This window comes from Pseudomonas sp. MPC6, from assembly GCF_006094435.1.
Classification (GTDB): domain Bacteria; phylum Pseudomonadota; class Gammaproteobacteria; order Pseudomonadales; family Pseudomonadaceae; genus Aquipseudomonas.
On the sequence record NZ_CP034783.1, the window covers coordinates 3,286,005 to 3,300,796 of the forward strand.

General features: G+C 63.2%; 11 protein-coding genes. 7 read left to right on the forward strand and 4 right to left on the reverse strand.

What is annotated here, in order from left to right:
• Positions 1–5: 5 nt before the first annotated feature.
• The 5 genes from ELQ88_RS17315 to ELQ88_RS17335 are packed head-to-tail and all read left to right on the forward strand — an operon-like array spanning position 6 to position 7,303.
• Positions 6–1,784 carry an acyl-CoA dehydrogenase C-terminal domain-containing protein gene (locus ELQ88_RS17315; protein WP_138966567.1) on the forward strand — a complete coding sequence of 593 codons (1,779 nt, stop codon included), beginning with the start codon at positions 6–8 and terminating at the stop codon, positions 1,782–1,784.
• 17 nt (positions 1,785–1,801) lie between these two features.
• On the forward strand, positions 1,802–3,445 hold the full coding sequence (locus tag ELQ88_RS17320; protein WP_128869363.1) for a fatty acid--CoA ligase: 1,644 nt from the start codon (positions 1,802–1,804) through the stop codon (positions 3,443–3,445).
• Positions 3,446–3,500: 55 nt separating this feature from the next.
• Positions 3,501–5,612: a 3-hydroxyacyl-CoA dehydrogenase NAD-binding domain-containing protein gene (locus ELQ88_RS17325; protein WP_138966569.1), complete on the forward strand. Its 2,112-nt coding sequence runs from the start codon at positions 3,501–3,503 to the stop codon at positions 5,610–5,612.
• A 57-nt stretch (positions 5,613–5,669) separates the two neighbouring features.
• Positions 5,670–6,857, forward strand: coding sequence for an acetyl-CoA C-acyltransferase (locus ELQ88_RS17330; RefSeq protein WP_138966571.1), 1,188 nt, complete (start codon positions 5,670–5,672; stop codon positions 6,855–6,857).
• A complete protein-coding gene (locus tag ELQ88_RS17335; RefSeq protein WP_228761625.1) occupies positions 6,854–7,303 on the forward strand; it encodes a thioesterase family protein in 450 nt (149 codons plus the stop codon). The genes ELQ88_RS17330 and ELQ88_RS17335 overlap by 4 nt, the downstream gene beginning before the upstream one ends.
• Positions 7,304–7,463: 160 nt before the next feature.
• On the opposite strand, the gene ELQ88_RS17340 is transcribed toward ELQ88_RS17335, so the two are convergent.
• From ELQ88_RS17340 to ELQ88_RS17355, 4 genes are all read right to left on the reverse strand, one after another.
• Entirely contained in the window at positions 7,464–8,471 is a 1,008-nt protein-coding gene (locus ELQ88_RS17340) for an NAD(P)-dependent alcohol dehydrogenase (protein ID WP_138966573.1), read from the reverse strand.
• A 126-nt stretch (positions 8,472–8,597) separates the two neighbouring features.
• Positions 8,598–9,656, reverse strand: a complete 1,059-nt coding sequence (locus tag ELQ88_RS17345; protein WP_128869804.1) for an NAD(P)-dependent alcohol dehydrogenase — start codon at positions 9,654–9,656, stop codon at positions 8,598–8,600.
• Between the two features lie 58 nt (positions 9,657–9,714).
• Entirely contained in the window at positions 9,715–11,172 is a 1,458-nt protein-coding gene (locus tag ELQ88_RS17350) for an acyl-CoA reductase (protein WP_138966575.1), read from the reverse strand.
• A 4-nt stretch (positions 11,173–11,176) separates the two neighbouring features.
• On the reverse strand, positions 11,177–12,616 hold the full coding sequence (locus ELQ88_RS17355; RefSeq protein ID WP_138966576.1) for a phenylacetate--CoA ligase: 1,440 nt from the start codon (positions 12,614–12,616) through the stop codon (positions 11,177–11,179).
• 343 nt (positions 12,617–12,959) lie between these two features.
• Between ELQ88_RS17355 and ELQ88_RS17360 the strand changes: the two genes are divergently transcribed.
• Together ELQ88_RS17360 and ELQ88_RS17365 are read left to right on the forward strand one after the other, a co-directional pair.
• Positions 12,960–14,111: an iron-containing alcohol dehydrogenase gene (locus tag ELQ88_RS17360; RefSeq protein WP_138966578.1), complete on the forward strand. Its 1,152-nt coding sequence runs from the start codon at positions 12,960–12,962 to the stop codon at positions 14,109–14,111.
• Positions 14,108–14,545: a thioesterase family protein gene (locus tag ELQ88_RS17365; RefSeq protein ID WP_138966580.1), complete on the forward strand. Its 438-nt coding sequence runs from the start codon at positions 14,108–14,110 to the stop codon at positions 14,543–14,545. The genes ELQ88_RS17360 and ELQ88_RS17365 overlap by 4 nt, the downstream gene beginning before the upstream one ends.
• Positions 14,546–14,792 lie beyond the last annotated feature (247 nt).

Sequence of the window (14,792 nt, forward strand, 5' to 3'; positions counted from 1 at the left end):
CAAACATGTCTGAATACAAAGCTCCCCTGCGCGACATGCGCTTCGTGCTCAATGAAGTCTTCGAAGCCTCCAGGCTTTGGGCCCGACTGCCGGGCCTGGCCGAGGTGGTCGATGAAGAAACGGCGGCCGCGATCCTGGAAGAGGCCGGCAAGATCAGCGCCGGCATCATCGCGCCGCTGCGCGGCAGTGGCGACGAACAAGGTTGCACCTGGGACAACGGAGCGGTGACCGTTCCGGCTGGTTTTATCGCGGCGTACCAGGCCTTCGCCGACGGCGGTTGGGTCGGTGTTGGCGGTGACCCGCAGTTCGGTGGCATGGGCATGCCCAAGGCCATTTCGGCCCAGGTCGAGGAAATGGTGACTTCGGCCAACCTGTCGTTCGGCACGTACCCGATGCTGACCGCCGGTGCCTGCCTGTCGCTCAGCGCCCATGCCAGCGAAGCGCTGAAACAGAAGTATCTGCCGAACATGTATGCCGGGGTCTGGAGCGGTTCCATGTGCCTGACCGAGGCGCATGCCGGCACCGACCTGGGCCTGATTCGCACCAAGGCCGTGCCCCGGGCCGACGGCAGTTACGCAATCAGCGGCAGCAAGATCTTCATTTCCGGCGGCGAGCACGACCTGACCGAGAACATCATCCACCTGGTCCTGGCCCGGCTGCCGGATGCACCCGCCGGCCCCAAAGGCATCTCGCTGTTTCTGGTGCCCAAGGTGCTGGTCAACGACGACGGCTCTCTGGGCGAGCGCAACACGCTGTCCTGCGGTTCCATCGAACACAAGATGGGCATCAAGGCGTCTGCCACCTGCGTGATGAACTTCGACGAGGCCACCGGCTGGATCGTCGATGCGCCGGGCAAGGGCCTGGCGGCGATGTTCACCATGATGAACTACGAGCGCCTGGGGGTGGGTATCCAGGGCCTGGCGCAGGGCGAACGCTCCTATCAGAGCGCCGTCGAGTATGCCCGTGACCGCCTGCAGAGCCGCGCGCCAACCGGCGCACAGCAACCGGACAAGGCCGCCGACCCGATCATCGTGCACCCGGACGTGCGGCGCATGCTGCTGACCATGAAAGCCCTGAACGAGGGCGGGCGGGCGTTCTCCAGCTACGTGGCGCTGCAACTGGACACCGCCAAGTACAGCGATAACGCGCCAACCCGCGCCCGCGCCGAGCAACTGGTGTCGCTGCTGACCCCGGTGGCCAAGGCGTTCCTGACCGACATGGGGTTGGAAACCACGGTGCATGGCCAACAGATCTTCGGCGGCCATGGTTACATCCGCGAATGGGGCCAGGAGCAATTGGTGCGCGATGTGCGCATCACCCAGATCTACGAAGGCACCAATGGCATCCAGTCCCTGGACCTGGCCGGGCGCAAGACCGTCGGCAGCGGCGGGGTGCTCTACCGCTTGTTCGCCGACGAGATTCGCCAGTTCACCGCCAACGCCGGTGCTGACCTCGGCGAGTTCAGCCAACCGCTGAACGCCGCCGTGGACACCCTCGACGAACTGACTGCGTGGCTGCTGGATCGAGCCCAGGGCAATCCCAACGAAATCGGCGCCGCCTCGGTCGAGTACCTGCAGGTATTCGGTTACACGGCCTATGCCTACATGTGGGCATTGATGGCCCAGGCGGCCATGGGCAAGGCAACCGAAGACGCGTTCTACACCAGCAAGCTGGGCACCGCCCGTTTCTACTTCGCCCGCCTGCTGCCGCGTATTCACTCATTGAGCGCTTCGGTCAAGGCCGGTAGCGAAAGCCTCTACTCGCTGGATGCAGCACAGTTCTGAATCAGGAAGGTACAACCATGCTGAAGACAAAAATAATCCCGCCAGCACAAGGCGCCTACAGCTACCCGCTGCTGATCAAGAGCTTGTTGTTGTCCGGGGTGCGCTACGAGTCTGCCAATGAAATCGTCTACGCCGACAAGCTGCGTTACAGCTACCAGACCCTCATCGAGCGCATCCATCGGCTGGCCAATGCGCTGACCGCGGCCGGCGTCAAGGCCGGGGATACCGTGGCCATGCTCGACTGGGACAGCCACCGCTACCTGGAGTGCTTCTTCGCCGTGCCAATGATCGGCGCGGTGCTGCATACCGTGAACATCCGTCTTTCGCCGGATCAGGTGCTCTACACCATGAACCACGCCGAGGACGACCTGGTGCTGGTGCATGATGATTTCCTGCCCATGATCGAGCAGATCCATGGCGAGCTGAACACCGTCAAGGGCTATATCCGGCTCTCTGACGACGCCGGGACCGGCACTGAATTGCCGGTGCTGGGGGAGTATGAAAGCCTGCTCTCCCAGGCGGCTTGCCATTACGATTTCCCGGACTTTGATGAAAACTCGGTGGCGACCCTGTTCTACACCACCGGCACCACCGGCGCGCCGAAAGGGGTGTATTTCACCCATCGCCAGTTGGTGCTGCATACCCTGAATGCCGTGGGCACGCTGGGCGCCTACCAAAGCTTTGCGCTGTTACGTTCCGACGACGTCTACATGCCCATCACCCCGATGTTCCACGTGCATGCCTGGGGCGTGCCCTATGTCGCGACCCTGATGGGCATCAAGCAGGTGTACCCCGGCCGTTACGAACCCAATAGCCTGGTGCGGTTGTTCCGCGAAGAGAAGGTCACCTTCTCCCATTGCGTGCCGACGATTCTGCAAATGATCCTTAACTGTGATGAAGCGAAGCAGACCTCTTTCGATGGCTGGAAAATGCTCCTGGGCGGCAGCGCCCTGACCCTGGGTATCGCCAGTCAGGCGTCCGCCCGGGGTATGCGCGTGCACAGCGGCTACGGCATGTCCGAGACCTGCCCGATGCTGTGCAGCACATACCTGCGCGGGTCGGAACTTGAGTTGTCCACACAAGCGCAATTGCCCCAACGCATCAAGACCGGCATGCCGATCGCGATGGTCGATCTGAAAATTGTCGATGCCGGCGGCAAAAGCGTTGCCCACGATGGCGAATCCCTTGGCGAGATCGTGGTGCGCGCACCCTGGCTGACCCAAGGTTATTTCAAGGAGCCGGAAAAGGGCGCCGAGCTGTGGCGCAACGGCTGGCTGCACACCGGCGACCTGGCCTCCATCGACGCCCGGGGCGGGGTGGAGATCAAGGACCGCATCAAGGATGTGATCAAGACGGGCGGGGAGTGGATCAGTTCCCTGGAGCTGGAGAACCTGATCAGCGAGCACGCGTTGGTCACCTCGGTCGCGGTGGTGGGCATTGCCGACGAGCAATGGGGCGAACGACCCATGGCGCTGGTGGTGTGCGAGCCCGGACAGTACGTCGATAAACAGATGCTCGAAGCGCACCTGCAACGGTTTGTCGAGCTTGGCCGGATTAACAAATGGGCGATCCCCAAGCAGTTCAAATTCGTCGCCGAGATTCCTAAAACCAGCGTCGGCAAGATCAACAAGAAGCTGATTCGGGAAAGCGAGTTGAGCTGACGGCGCCAGGCATGGCTGGCGGTTTCCACTCCTGTATCCGACCGAGAACACATCTATGGAAAGCCTGATTCATTATCGTTGCGAAGATTCCCTGGCCCTGATCGGCCTCCGAGGCGGCCCGGTCAATGCCCTTTCCCAGGCCCTGCGCGAGCAGCTGCTGGAAGCCTGCGAACGCGCCGCCGCGGACGCCAGGGTGCAAGCGATTATCCTCCATGGCGAGGGCGCGGTGTTCAGTGCCGGTGCCGACATCGGCGAGTTCGGCCAAGCCGCTTCGTCCGCCGAGCCGGGCCTGTCGAACCTGCTGGTGCGCTTGACCGAAATCGACAAGCCAATGATCGCCGCCATCGGCGGCCTGGCGTTGGGCGGTGGGCTGGAACTCGCCCTGGCCTGCGGCTACCGCGTGGCGGCAGCCGGCGTGCGCCTGGGCCTGCCGGAAATCAAGCTCGGCTTGCTGCCCGGCGCCGGTGGCACCCAGCGCCTGCCGCGCCTGATCGGTGCCGTCGCGGCGCTGGAAATGGTTGCTTCGGGCCAGCCGGTCAACGCGCCTCGCGCACTGGCGCTGGGTTTGGTCGACCGTGTGGCGCCAGACGCGGACAGCCTGCTCGACACCGCTCGCGGTCTTGCCGAAGACTTGATTGCCCATCAGGAGCCGGCGCGGCCGACTGACCCTCAAGAGCACCCGGGAGCGGCCTTGCCGGCGAATTACTTCGCCGAATACCGTGCCGCCAACCAACGTCGCTGGAGCGGCCAGAGCGCGCCACAGCGGGTGGTCGCGGCGATCGAGATCGCCTGCAACCTGCCGTTGGCCGAAGGCCTGGCCAGGGAGAGCGAGCTGTTCAAAGAGGCCGAGGCCTCGAGCGAATCCCAGGCTTTGTGCCATGTGTTCTTCGCCGAACGTGAAGTCGGCAAGCTGCCGGGGCTGGGCGCGGCCACGCCGATCCGTGCGGTGAACCAGGTGGCGGTGATAGGCGCCGGCACCATGGGCGGCGGGATCGCCATGAACTTTGCCAATGCCGGCATGGCGGTGACGCTGCTGGAGCTCAAGGCCGATGCCCTGGCGCGCGGCCTGGCGCAGATCCGCAAAAACTATGAAACCAGTGTCCAGCGCGGCAAGCTCACGGCCGAGCAGGTGGAAGAACGCATGGCGCTGCTCCACGGCACCCTGGACTACGCCGACCTCGCCAAGGCCGACCTGGTGATCGAAGCGGTGTTCGAGAGCCTGTCGATCAAGCAGCAGGTGTTTCGCACTCTGGACGAGGTGTGCAAGGCCGGTGCGATTCTCGCGAGCAATACCTCCACCCTGGATGTCGACGCCATTGCCGCGGTCACCCGCCGGCCACAGGACGTGGTCGGCCTGCACTTCTTCAGCCCGGCCAACGTGATGCGCCTGCTCGAAGTGGTGCGTGGCACGGCCACGGCCCCCGATGTGCTGGCCACCACGCTGAAGATCGCCAAGCGCATCGGCAAGATCCCGGTGGTCTCCGGGGTGTGTTTCGGCTTCATCGGCAACCGCATGCTCGAACCCTATTCCCGCGAGGCGCACCGCCTGCTGCTGGAAGGCGCTACGCCTGCGCAGATCGACAAGGTCCTCACCGGCCTGGGCCTGGCCATGGGCGTGATCGCGATGCACGACCTGGCCGGCATTGATGTCAGCTTCCTGGTGCGCGAGTCGCGCCGGGATGTGATTGCCCACGACCCCGGCTACTGCAAGCTCGCCGACGCACTCTACGCCCTCGGCCGTTATGGCCAGAAGACCGGCCGCGGCTATTACCTCTACGAAGGCCGCGAGCGCAAGGATGACCCGCAAGTGGTCGCCCTGGCCGAGCAGATCGCCGGCGACCTGGGGATCCAGCGCCGCGCCATCAGCGATCAGGAAATCCACGACCGCTGCCTGTTGATGCTGGTCAACGAAGGCATCCAGTTGCTCGACGAAGGCATTGCCCAGCGCAGCAGCGACATCGACCTGGTCTGGATCAACGGCTACGGCTTCCCGGCCTGGCGCGGCGGCCCGTTGCATTACGCCGAAGGGCTGGGGCTGGCGCACGTGCTGGAGCGCATCGGCCATTACCGCCAGGCACTCGGCGCCTACGGCGCGATGTGGTTCCAACCCGCCGCACTGCTGGAGCGCCTGGTGGCCAGCGGCAAGACCCGCATCGAACGTCTCTGACCCTCCGGCGGCCACTCCCGGGTGACCGCCCCAATCGATTAAACAAGGATCTCGACCATGAAAGAAGCCGTCATTCTGTCCACGGCCCGTACCCCTATCGCCAAGGCTTTCCGTGGCGCGTTCAACACCATCAAGTCGCCGACCATGGCCAGCCATGCGATCCGCGCGGCGGTCGAACGCGCTGGTATCGAAGCGGGGGAAATCGAAGACCTGGTGATGGGCGCCGCCCTGACCAGCGGCACTGCCGGCCTGAACCTGGCGCGCATGGCGGCCCTGGCCTCGGGCCTGCCGTTGTCGGTCAGCGGGCAGACCCTGGATCGCCAGTGCGCCTCGGGCCTGATGGCCATCGCCACCGCCGCCAAGCAGATCATGGTCGACGGCATGCCCGCCGCGATCGGTGCCGGCCAGGAGAACATCAGTGCGGTGCAGAATCGCAATATGGAATGGGCCTACGCCGAGCGCGACCCACAGGTCGAGCGCAACGCCATCCACGCCTACATGCCGATGCTGAAAACCGCCGAACTGGTCGCCAAGCGCTACGGCATCAGTCGTGAAGCGCAGGATGCCTATGCCCTGCAATCGCAGCTACGAACCGCTGCGGCGCAGCGGGCCGGCCTGTTCGATGGCGAAATCGTCCCGGTCACCAGCCTGCGGCAGGTGATCGACAAAACCACTGGCGAGACGCGCCTGGAAGAAGTCACCCTCACCAGCGATGAAGGCAACCGTCCGCAGACCCGCCTGGAAGACCTGGTCAACCTCAAGCCGGTGATCGAGGGCGGCTGCATCACCGCCGGCAATGCCAGCCAACTGTCCGACGGTGCCAGCGCCTGCGTGCTGATGGATGCGCGCCTCGCCGAGCAGCGCAACCTCAAGCCGTTGGGCCTGTATCGCGGGATCGCCGTGGCCGGCCTGGCCCCGGAGGAAATGGGCATCGGCCCGGTGCTGGCGGTGCCCAAGCTGCTCAAGCAACACGGCCTGACGGTGGACGATATCGGCCTGTGGGAGCTTAACGAAGCGTTCGCCTGCCAAGTGCTGCATTGCCGCGACACCCTGGGCATCGACGACGCCCGGCTGAACGTCAATGGCGGTGCCATCGCCATCGGCCATCCTTACGGCATGAGTGGTGCGCGGATGGTCGGGCATGCCCTGCTGGAAGGCCGGCGACGCGGCGTGAAGTACGTGGTGGTGACCATGTGCGTCGGCGGCGGCATGGGCGCGGCCGGTCTGTTCGAGGTGTTCCAGTGAGCCAGTCCAGACCCGGCGCCAATTCACGCGGGGACTACCCGCATTTTCGGCCGATCCAGACCCGCTGGATGGATAACGACGTCTACGGCCACGTCAATAACGTCAACTACTACAGCTATTTCGACACGGCAGTGAACGGTTATCTGCTGAGCCAGGGCGTGCTCGATTTCCAGCGCGGCGAGACGATTGGCCTGGTGGTCGAAACCCAGTGCAACTATTTCGCGCCGATCGCTTTTCCAGACGACATCGAAGCCGGGGTGCGGGTGACCCGGCTGGGTGGCTCCAGTGTGCGGTATGAGGTGGGCCTGTTCCGTGCGGGGGAGGCCCAGGCGTCGGCGCAGGGGCACTTCGTGCATGTCTACGTGGGCCGCGAATCCCGGCGTCCGGTGGCGCTCGGCGAGGCCCTGCGGGCTGCGCTCGTCCCGCTGCTGGTCAACGTCGATTGATAAGGGACAGCGCGGCTTCTTCGACGCCGCGCTGTCGCGCCACTTGTAGGCGCGAGCTTGCTCGCAATGGTCGTTAACGATAACGCGTACTTTCTGAATAAACGCGTCGTCCTTGCGACCATCGCGAGCAAGCCCGCTCCTACAGTGTGGGGGCTTTGATTCAGTAGTGCAGGCAGATCTTGCCGAAGTGCCTGGCGGATTGCTGATGGGCAAAGGCCTCGGCGATCTGTTCCAGCGGGTAGCGGCTGTCGATGACGGGGCGCCAGCTGAAGTTTTCCAGGGCGCGCACCATGTCTTGCTGCTGTTCGCGGCTGCCGACGATCAGGCCCTGCAGGGTTTGCTGCTTGCGCATCAGTTCCAGGGTTGGAACGCTGCCGGACATACCCGTGAGCACACCGATCAGCGCTATGTGGCCGCCCGGCGCACAGGCACGAATTGACTGGGGCAATGTGCCCGGGCCACCCACTTCAACCACGATGTCGGCGCCATGCCCGCCCGTGGCGGCCAGTACTGCGTCGCCCCATTCGGGTTGGTCCTTGTAGTTGATGACCTGATCGGCGCCCAGTGCCAGCAGGCGTGCTTGCTTGGCCTCTGATGAGGTCGTGGCAATCACCCTCGCGCCCATGGATTTGGCCATTTGCAGCGCAAGAATGGAAACACCGCCAGTGCCCAGTACCAGCACGGTGTCACCCGCCTGGAGACGACCGTCCACGACCAGTGCACGCCAGGCAGTCAGGCCTGCCGTGGTCAGCGTGGCGGCTTCTTCATGGCTATAGCCCTTGGGCGCCAGTGTGAAAGCTTCGGGGGGCATGTTGACCCGTTCGCGGGCAAAGCCGTCCACGCCATCGCCCGGGACAGTCTGGAAGGTGGTGGGCACGACGCGGCCCGATTGCCAGTGGGGGAAGAAGCAGGACACTACGCAATCACCCACGGCAAACTCAGTCACGTCTTTGCCGACGGCGGTGACGACCCCGGCGCCATCGGACATGGGGATGCGACCATCCTCCGCCCGGGCGTGACCGGTGACCACGCCGAGGTCGTGGTAGTTGAGCGAACTGGCATGGATACGCACCTGGATCTCGCCTGCACCGGGCGCACCGGGGGCGGGCATGTCGACAAGGCGCAGGTTATCCAGGCCAGCGGGGTGTTGGAGTTGAATGGCTTTCATGAGTGTCCTCGAGTCAGTCCGCGCAAAGGGAGGCACAGCTGTTTCGTCAACGATGGCCGCGCCCGAACTGGAGCATATTGCCTCAAGAGGACGCTGCGGTGGTGGGCACCGCAGCGTTGGAAGTGTTTAAAGCGCTACGTCACGCATGCTGGTCATGTCGATCACGAAGCGGTACTTCACGTCGTTGCGCTGCAGGCGCTCAAAGGCGGTGTTGATGTCTTTGATGTCGATCATTTCGCAGCTGGGCAGGACCTGGTGTTCGGCGCAGAATTCCAGCAGTTCCTGAATCGGCTGGATCCCGCCGATCAGCGAACCGGCCAGGGTGCGGTTATTGCGGATCAGCAAGCCGCCGTGGATCGGCTCCAGCGGCTCGATGGCGCCGACCAGCACCATCACGCCCTCGCGACCCAGCAGCATCAGATAAGGGTTGACGTTGTGGCTGCTGGGAATGGTGTCGATGATGAATTCGAAGGCATTGGCCGCTGTCGCCATCGCCGCCGCATCGTTGGACAACAGCACGTGATTGGCACCGAGGGTGCGGGCGTCGTCGGCCTTGCCCGGTGAGGTGGTGATCACGGTGACTTCGGCACCCAGGGCAACGGCCAGTTTCACGGCCATATGACCGAGCCCGCCAAGGCCGACCACCGCGACTTTCGAACCCTTGCCCACGCCGTAACGGCGCATCGGGCTCCACACGGTGATGCCGGCGCACAGCAAAGGCGCGGCGTAGCGCGGATCGAGGCTTTCGGGCATGCGCAGAACGAACTGCTCACGAACGACAATGTGCTCGGAATAACCACCATAGGTGATCTCGCCGGTATGACGGTCCTTGCCGTTGTAGGTCGGCGTCGGGCCATGGACGCACAGTTGTTCCTGATGCTCCGCGCAGGGCGCGCACTGCAGGCAGCTGTCGACCTGGCAACCGACCGCGACCCGGTCGCCGACCTTGAAGCGGCTGACGCTGCTGCCGACGGCAGTGACATGCCCGACGATCTCGTGGCCTGGCACGATGGGATAGACCGTGTTGTTCCAGTCGTTGTTGACCTGGTGGGCATCGGAATGGCAGACGCCGCAATAGGCGATATCGATGGCGACGTCATCGGCGCGCAAGGCGCGGCGATCGAAGCGAAAGGGGGTGAGGGCGGAATGCGCCTCGTGGGCGGCAAATCCCAGGCAAGTAGTCATGGGTAAGTCCTGTAGAAATCAACGCGTACCCCCGGCAAGAGCCGGGGGTACAGAGGGGTTAGATCGATGGGCGCAACCACGGCGCCGGGGTCATTTCCGGCGAGGCGATCTGGTTGACGATCCACTTGCCCATGCGACGCAGCGGCTCGATGGAATCCTGCGGACCGGCCCATTTCAACCCGGCTGCGTAGCCCAGCGAAACGATGCGCTGGGCGCCATACAGCGGCAGGATGTCCTTGAGATCTTCCTTGATGCTTTCCGGGTAGACGCCGACGGTCTGGGTGTAGGCATCCACCGCGCCCATCATCTCGTGCAGGTCATCGACCGGCACCAGGTTGGCGGTACGGTCGTCAAGCTTGGTGGCAAAGGACACCGACTCCGGAAGCTGCGAGCAGATGACTGCACCTTCGCCGTCCATGCCGCCAATCACCTTGTACCACTCGTCATCCAGGCGCAGCGCGTCGACTTCGGCCTTGAGGCCCTGGTCGTAGCGTTTGGGCATGGTGCTGAGGGTGTTGGGCAGGGTCTGCATGGCGTCGTAGACATAACCGCCGAACTTGTTCAGATTCGCCAGGCCGGCCTCGTCGGTGCCGCTCTGCACGTAGACCACCCGCGCGCACACGCAGGCTTTCTGGTTCAGCGCGCCGATGTCGCTGGCCAGGCGTACGGCGGCTTCGCGCATGGTTTCTTCACTGTCGAAGGTGCCCTTGCCGAGGATGCTCGCGCTGCGTTTCGGGTCGAGGGAGATCAGCTCCAGGCCCGGCTGGATGTAGCGGGTGACGTGCTTCATCGAGTTGAAGCCGCCCCAGGCAACGATCTTCTCCAGGTTCTGTGGCTGGTACAGGCGTTCCTCGAAGGCCTGGTCGCCGCCTTTCCAGTAAGCGACGCTGAGGTGTTTGGTCAGCGGGTGGTCCGGCGCCATCTCGACCATGGTGCGGGCAATGGCCAGCGCGGTGAACGGGTCGTTGGACGGCGCCTTGATGATCGCGTCGCTGCGCAGCACCATGTTGCGCAGGATGGTCAGCAGCGACAGCCCGGTCGCGTTGCCCGCGACGATATGCAGTGTGCGGGCGCCGAAGCAGCGCACGTCCAGTTCGGTGCCATCGATCAGGGTTTGCTTGACCCAGCCTTCCAGGTACTTGACGCCCACCGAGTTCTCCACCTGTTCGGTGACGGATTCACGGGTAAGCATGTGGCGCAGCCCCATGTAGCTGCCCTTGACCATGGTCGGGGTGACCGGCGCAGTCAGGTAGGACAGCTCGCAGGCTTCCTGCAAGTAGGGGTTCTGGTCGAACTCCAGGCGTTCGCCGAGGGCTTCGCAGTAGTCGAGGATGTCCTTGAAGGTGAGCGTGTACAGGTCGGCCAGCTTCGCCGGGTTACCCAGCGGCAGTTGGTCGATGTACTTGTGCGCATCCGGAGTCTGGAAGACCAGGTCGCCGCCGCGGCCACCGACGTCGATCAGGTTGTCGGTGATGACTTTGCCGCGGATGATCATTGGCGCAATGGGTTTGGTCATGGGGTTAGCCCTCTAATGTGGTCAGGAAATCCATCGCTTGGCGATGCGAGTCTTCTGTTGCGGCGCAGCTGATCTTGTCGTCGCCGCCGTTTATTTCGCTGTAGCGCTGGATCGGTCCGACCACGTAGTAACTCGGCCGACCGCAGGCGCAGGGCTTGTCCCATTCGACGGTGATTTCATCGCCGGTGATAAAGCCGCCCCAGCGGGTTTCGGCACCGAGGTCGAAGAACGCGGCGCGGCCGGTCACACGGCCATGGCGTGGCAGCGGCTTGCTGGTCTCCGGATCGAGCAGGTAGGGGATGACGGTCGGGGCGAAGTGGAAGTGGCCCTCTTCGCAGCGCGTATGGACGCCGCCGACGATTTCGGACATGGCGTAGGATTCGTTGAGCACCTTGGCACCGGTGAAACGCAGCACGTCGTCGCGCCAGCCTTCGGGTTGCACGGAACCCTTGCCGCCACCGGCGGTGTGGATGTACGAGTCAGGGTGGAAGACCCCTTCCAGGCCGCGCTCCAGACCGGCCTTGGCCATGTTGTGCAACAGGTTCCAGGTCGCGCCGATGTACACGCGCTTGCCCTTGAGCTGGGTGGACATATGATCGAAAAAGGTCGCCAAGTGTTGCGGCATTTCGGCCTGCAACTCATCGAAAGCCTTCTTCTTGGCCATCAGTTCCGGGCTGATCTCCAGGCGATCGAGGGTGCCCTTGGACTGTGCCGCGCGCAGCTTGGCCCCCAGGTGGAGCACGTCGGTGCTGAGGGTGGTCGGGTAAGCCGCATGGAAATGCGATTCGTCCGGCAACAGCGCCGGGATCATGGCGATGTGGACACGCACATGGCTCAGGTAGCCCTTGCGGTAGTACGGATAAATCGTGTGCAGGTTAGGCGCCGGGGTGTCCGGACCTTCCATGGCCCACACATTCAACTTGCGCAGCTGGGCGAATTTGTCCCACTCATTGACGCCGTGAGGCAGGAACGACAGGGTGCCGGAAGTGCCCGAGGTGTGGCTGATGCGCAGTTGCGGCACGGCCTTGTCCATGGTCTCGAACCAGTCGTCCAGGCCCTGGCACGCGCTGACGTCGACCGCGGCGATGGCTTCGGCCATCTCTGGCGTTACCAGTTTGCCCAGCCACTTGTTGATCTGGGCGAAGTTGCGCTTTTCCAGCAAGGAGGGCGGGTAGGACTTGTACACGCTGTGTTCGAACAGCAGCGGCACCACGTCGTCGAATTGCTCGATGCTGTCCACGCCTTGGGCGTCGGCAAGCTTTTTGAGCATGGGGATCCGGTCGCGCAATTCTGCAAAGCGCTGCTTGAGGGCGGTCAGCTGCAGCGCGTCGATTTCGGCGCGGGGCAGATTGTTCCAGGCGGTTTGGGAATAATTGACCATTTCTGCCGGATTGTTCAGCAGCTGCTGGGTTTTTTGTTCTATCGACAGTTGTGCAGTGGGCATTTTCTGGCTCGCTACTCGACTAGTGAAACCGGCGGGGCCGGGGAGAGGTGTGAATCCAGTATGGGATGGCGGCCTTGGTTTTTGTTCCGGATTGAGGTAATCGGGTTGATTGTCTAACTGATTGAAAAATAAGAAAAAAATAAGAGATTTGAATGTGTTGGAACAGGCCGTTCCGGATTTGAGGGTGGTGCGTTCAAAGGGCTGGAGTATGACCCGGCATTCACACTAATAATGGTCGGGACGCGCTGCCAGTCAGGCCACTAACGTGAGGGATTTGCGGCTAGCGCAGGTGCTTTGCGATCACCATAAAAATCAGTGCAACACACCTATTTGTGAGGCTTCCATGTTGAAAATGGTATTTCAGACCACGCCATCAACGATCATTGAACTGGGCGCCGCAACCCGGCTCGCCACGCAAGTGCGAGGCATGGGTTGCGCTTCGGTTCTGGTGGTGACCGATGCGGGGGTTATTGCGGCTCGACTACTGGATGCAGTGGTCGCCGGCCTCGAGAGTGACGGGATAGCCGTTACGGTGTTTTCGCAGGTCCAGGCTGACCCGCCGGAGTCGGTGATTCTGGCCGCGGTGGACGCCGCCAAAGCCTGTGGCGCCGATTGCGTGCTGGGCCTGGGTGGCGGCAGCTCGCTGGATGCCGCCAAGCTGGCAGCGTTGTTGGCGCGCAGTGGCGAGTCCCTGGTCGAGATCTACGGCATTAACAAGACCAAGGGCCCGCGCCTGCCGTTGATTCTGGTGCCGACCACGGCCGGGACCGGTTCGGAAGTGACGTCGGTTTCGGTGGTGACCACCGGTGATGGCCAGAAGAACGTGGTTTACTCGCCCATGCTGTTGCCCGACGTGGCCGTGCTGGATGCGGAACTGACCCTTGGCCTGCCAGCCCATGTCACGGCGGCGACCGGTATCGATGCCATGGTTCATGCCGTCGAGGCCTATACCACCAAGAACCTGAAGAACCCGATTTCCGATTGCCTGGCGCGCGAGGCGCTAAGCCTGTTGGCCGGCAGCCTGTTCCAGGCCTGTAAGGACGGCAAGAACCTCGAAGCGCGGGAAAACATGCTGCTGGGTGCCAGCCTGGCGGGTATGGCGTTCGCCAACGCCCCGGTGGCGGCGGTGCATGCCCTGGCTTATCCCCTGGGCGCACGGTTCCACATCCCGCACGGGCTGTCCAATGCCCTGGTGCTGGGGCCGGTGATGCGCTTCAACCTCGAGGCCGTGGCGCCGCTGTATGCGCAACTGGCCGATATCGTCCTGCCCGGCACCTTGGGTAGCGATCGCGAAAAAGCCTCTGCCCTGGCCGACTATCTGGGTGGCCTGGCCGGTGAGCTGGGTCTGGCGACTCGCTTGCGTGACTTGGGTATCGTGGAGTCCGACATCGAGGCGCTGGCTGTCGATGCGATGAAGCAGCAGCGCTTGCTGGGCAACAACCCTCGGGAAGTCTGCCTGGACGACGTGCGCTCGATCTACATGGAAATCCTGTGAGTACCAGGGTCGAGCGGCCGCGTCGGGATGAGTTCCGACGCTTCACCCACATGCCGACGCGCTGGGGGGATCAGGACGCCTACGGGCATGTGAACAATGTGGTCTATTACTCGTATTGCGAGTCGGCGATCACTGCGTTCCTGGTCGAACAGGGGACCCTCGACAGTGCCAGCAGCCCGGTGATCGGGTTGATTGTCAATTCGGGTTGCACCTACTTTTCGCCCAGCGGTTTCCCCGACCAGATCAGTATCGGTATGAAAATTTCCCATCTGGGCAACAGCAGCGCCCGGTACGAACTGGCCTTGTTTCGCAACGATGAGCAGGAGGCGGTTGCAGCGGCCCATATCGTTTATGTGTATGTCGATCGGGCCAGCAACGTAGCAGTGCCCATCCCGCAAGCGATACGAACGGTACTCGCCAGGCTCGCTGACTGACTGAGCGGGCGCCTCCTTCACTTGCTGCTGCCGTTGGTCATGGCAGCGGCAGGCTGAAGATGATCAAATCACCCCCCCTGATGAACACCTGCGCCTGGCCGCTGGCTGGCATTACCCTGCACCCCTTGGATTTCACTCCGGATTTGAGGCTGGTGCATTGAGTGCACTGGAATATAATCGATCTCCCTCCCTGTAATGGGGAAAGCGCTGTCAGTCTGCGCGCTATCGTGAGGAGAGTCCGGCTCAA

Excerpts from the sequence above, each read along its gene's own strand:
- ELQ88_RS17315 (WP_138966567.1), top strand. The coding sequence starts at position 6 with ATGTCTGAATACAAAGCTCCCCTGCGCGACATGCGCTTCGTGCTCAAT.
- ELQ88_RS17320 (WP_128869363.1), top strand. The coding sequence starts at position 1,802 with ATGCTGAAGACAAAAATAATCCCGCCAGCACAAGGCGCCTACAGCTAC.
- ELQ88_RS17325 (WP_138966569.1), top strand. The coding sequence starts at position 3,501 with ATGGAAAGCCTGATTCATTATCGTTGCGAAGATTCCCTGGCCCTGATC.
- ELQ88_RS17330 (WP_138966571.1), top strand. The coding sequence starts at position 5,670 with ATGAAAGAAGCCGTCATTCTGTCCACGGCCCGTACCCCTATCGCCAAG.
- ELQ88_RS17340 (WP_138966573.1), bottom strand. The coding sequence starts at position 8,471 with ATGAAAGCCATTCAACTCCAACACCCCGCTGGCCTGGATAACCTGCGC.
- ELQ88_RS17345 (WP_128869804.1), bottom strand. The coding sequence starts at position 9,656 with ATGACTACTTGCCTGGGATTTGCCGCCCACGAGGCGCATTCCGCCCTC.
- ELQ88_RS17350 (WP_138966575.1), bottom strand. The coding sequence starts at position 11,172 with ATGACCAAACCCATTGCGCCAATGATCATCCGCGGCAAAGTCATCACC.
- ELQ88_RS17355 (WP_138966576.1), bottom strand. The coding sequence starts at position 12,616 with ATGCCCACTGCACAACTGTCGATAGAACAAAAAACCCAGCAGCTGCTG.
- ELQ88_RS17360 (WP_138966578.1), top strand. The coding sequence starts at position 12,960 with ATGTTGAAAATGGTATTTCAGACCACGCCATCAACGATCATTGAACTG.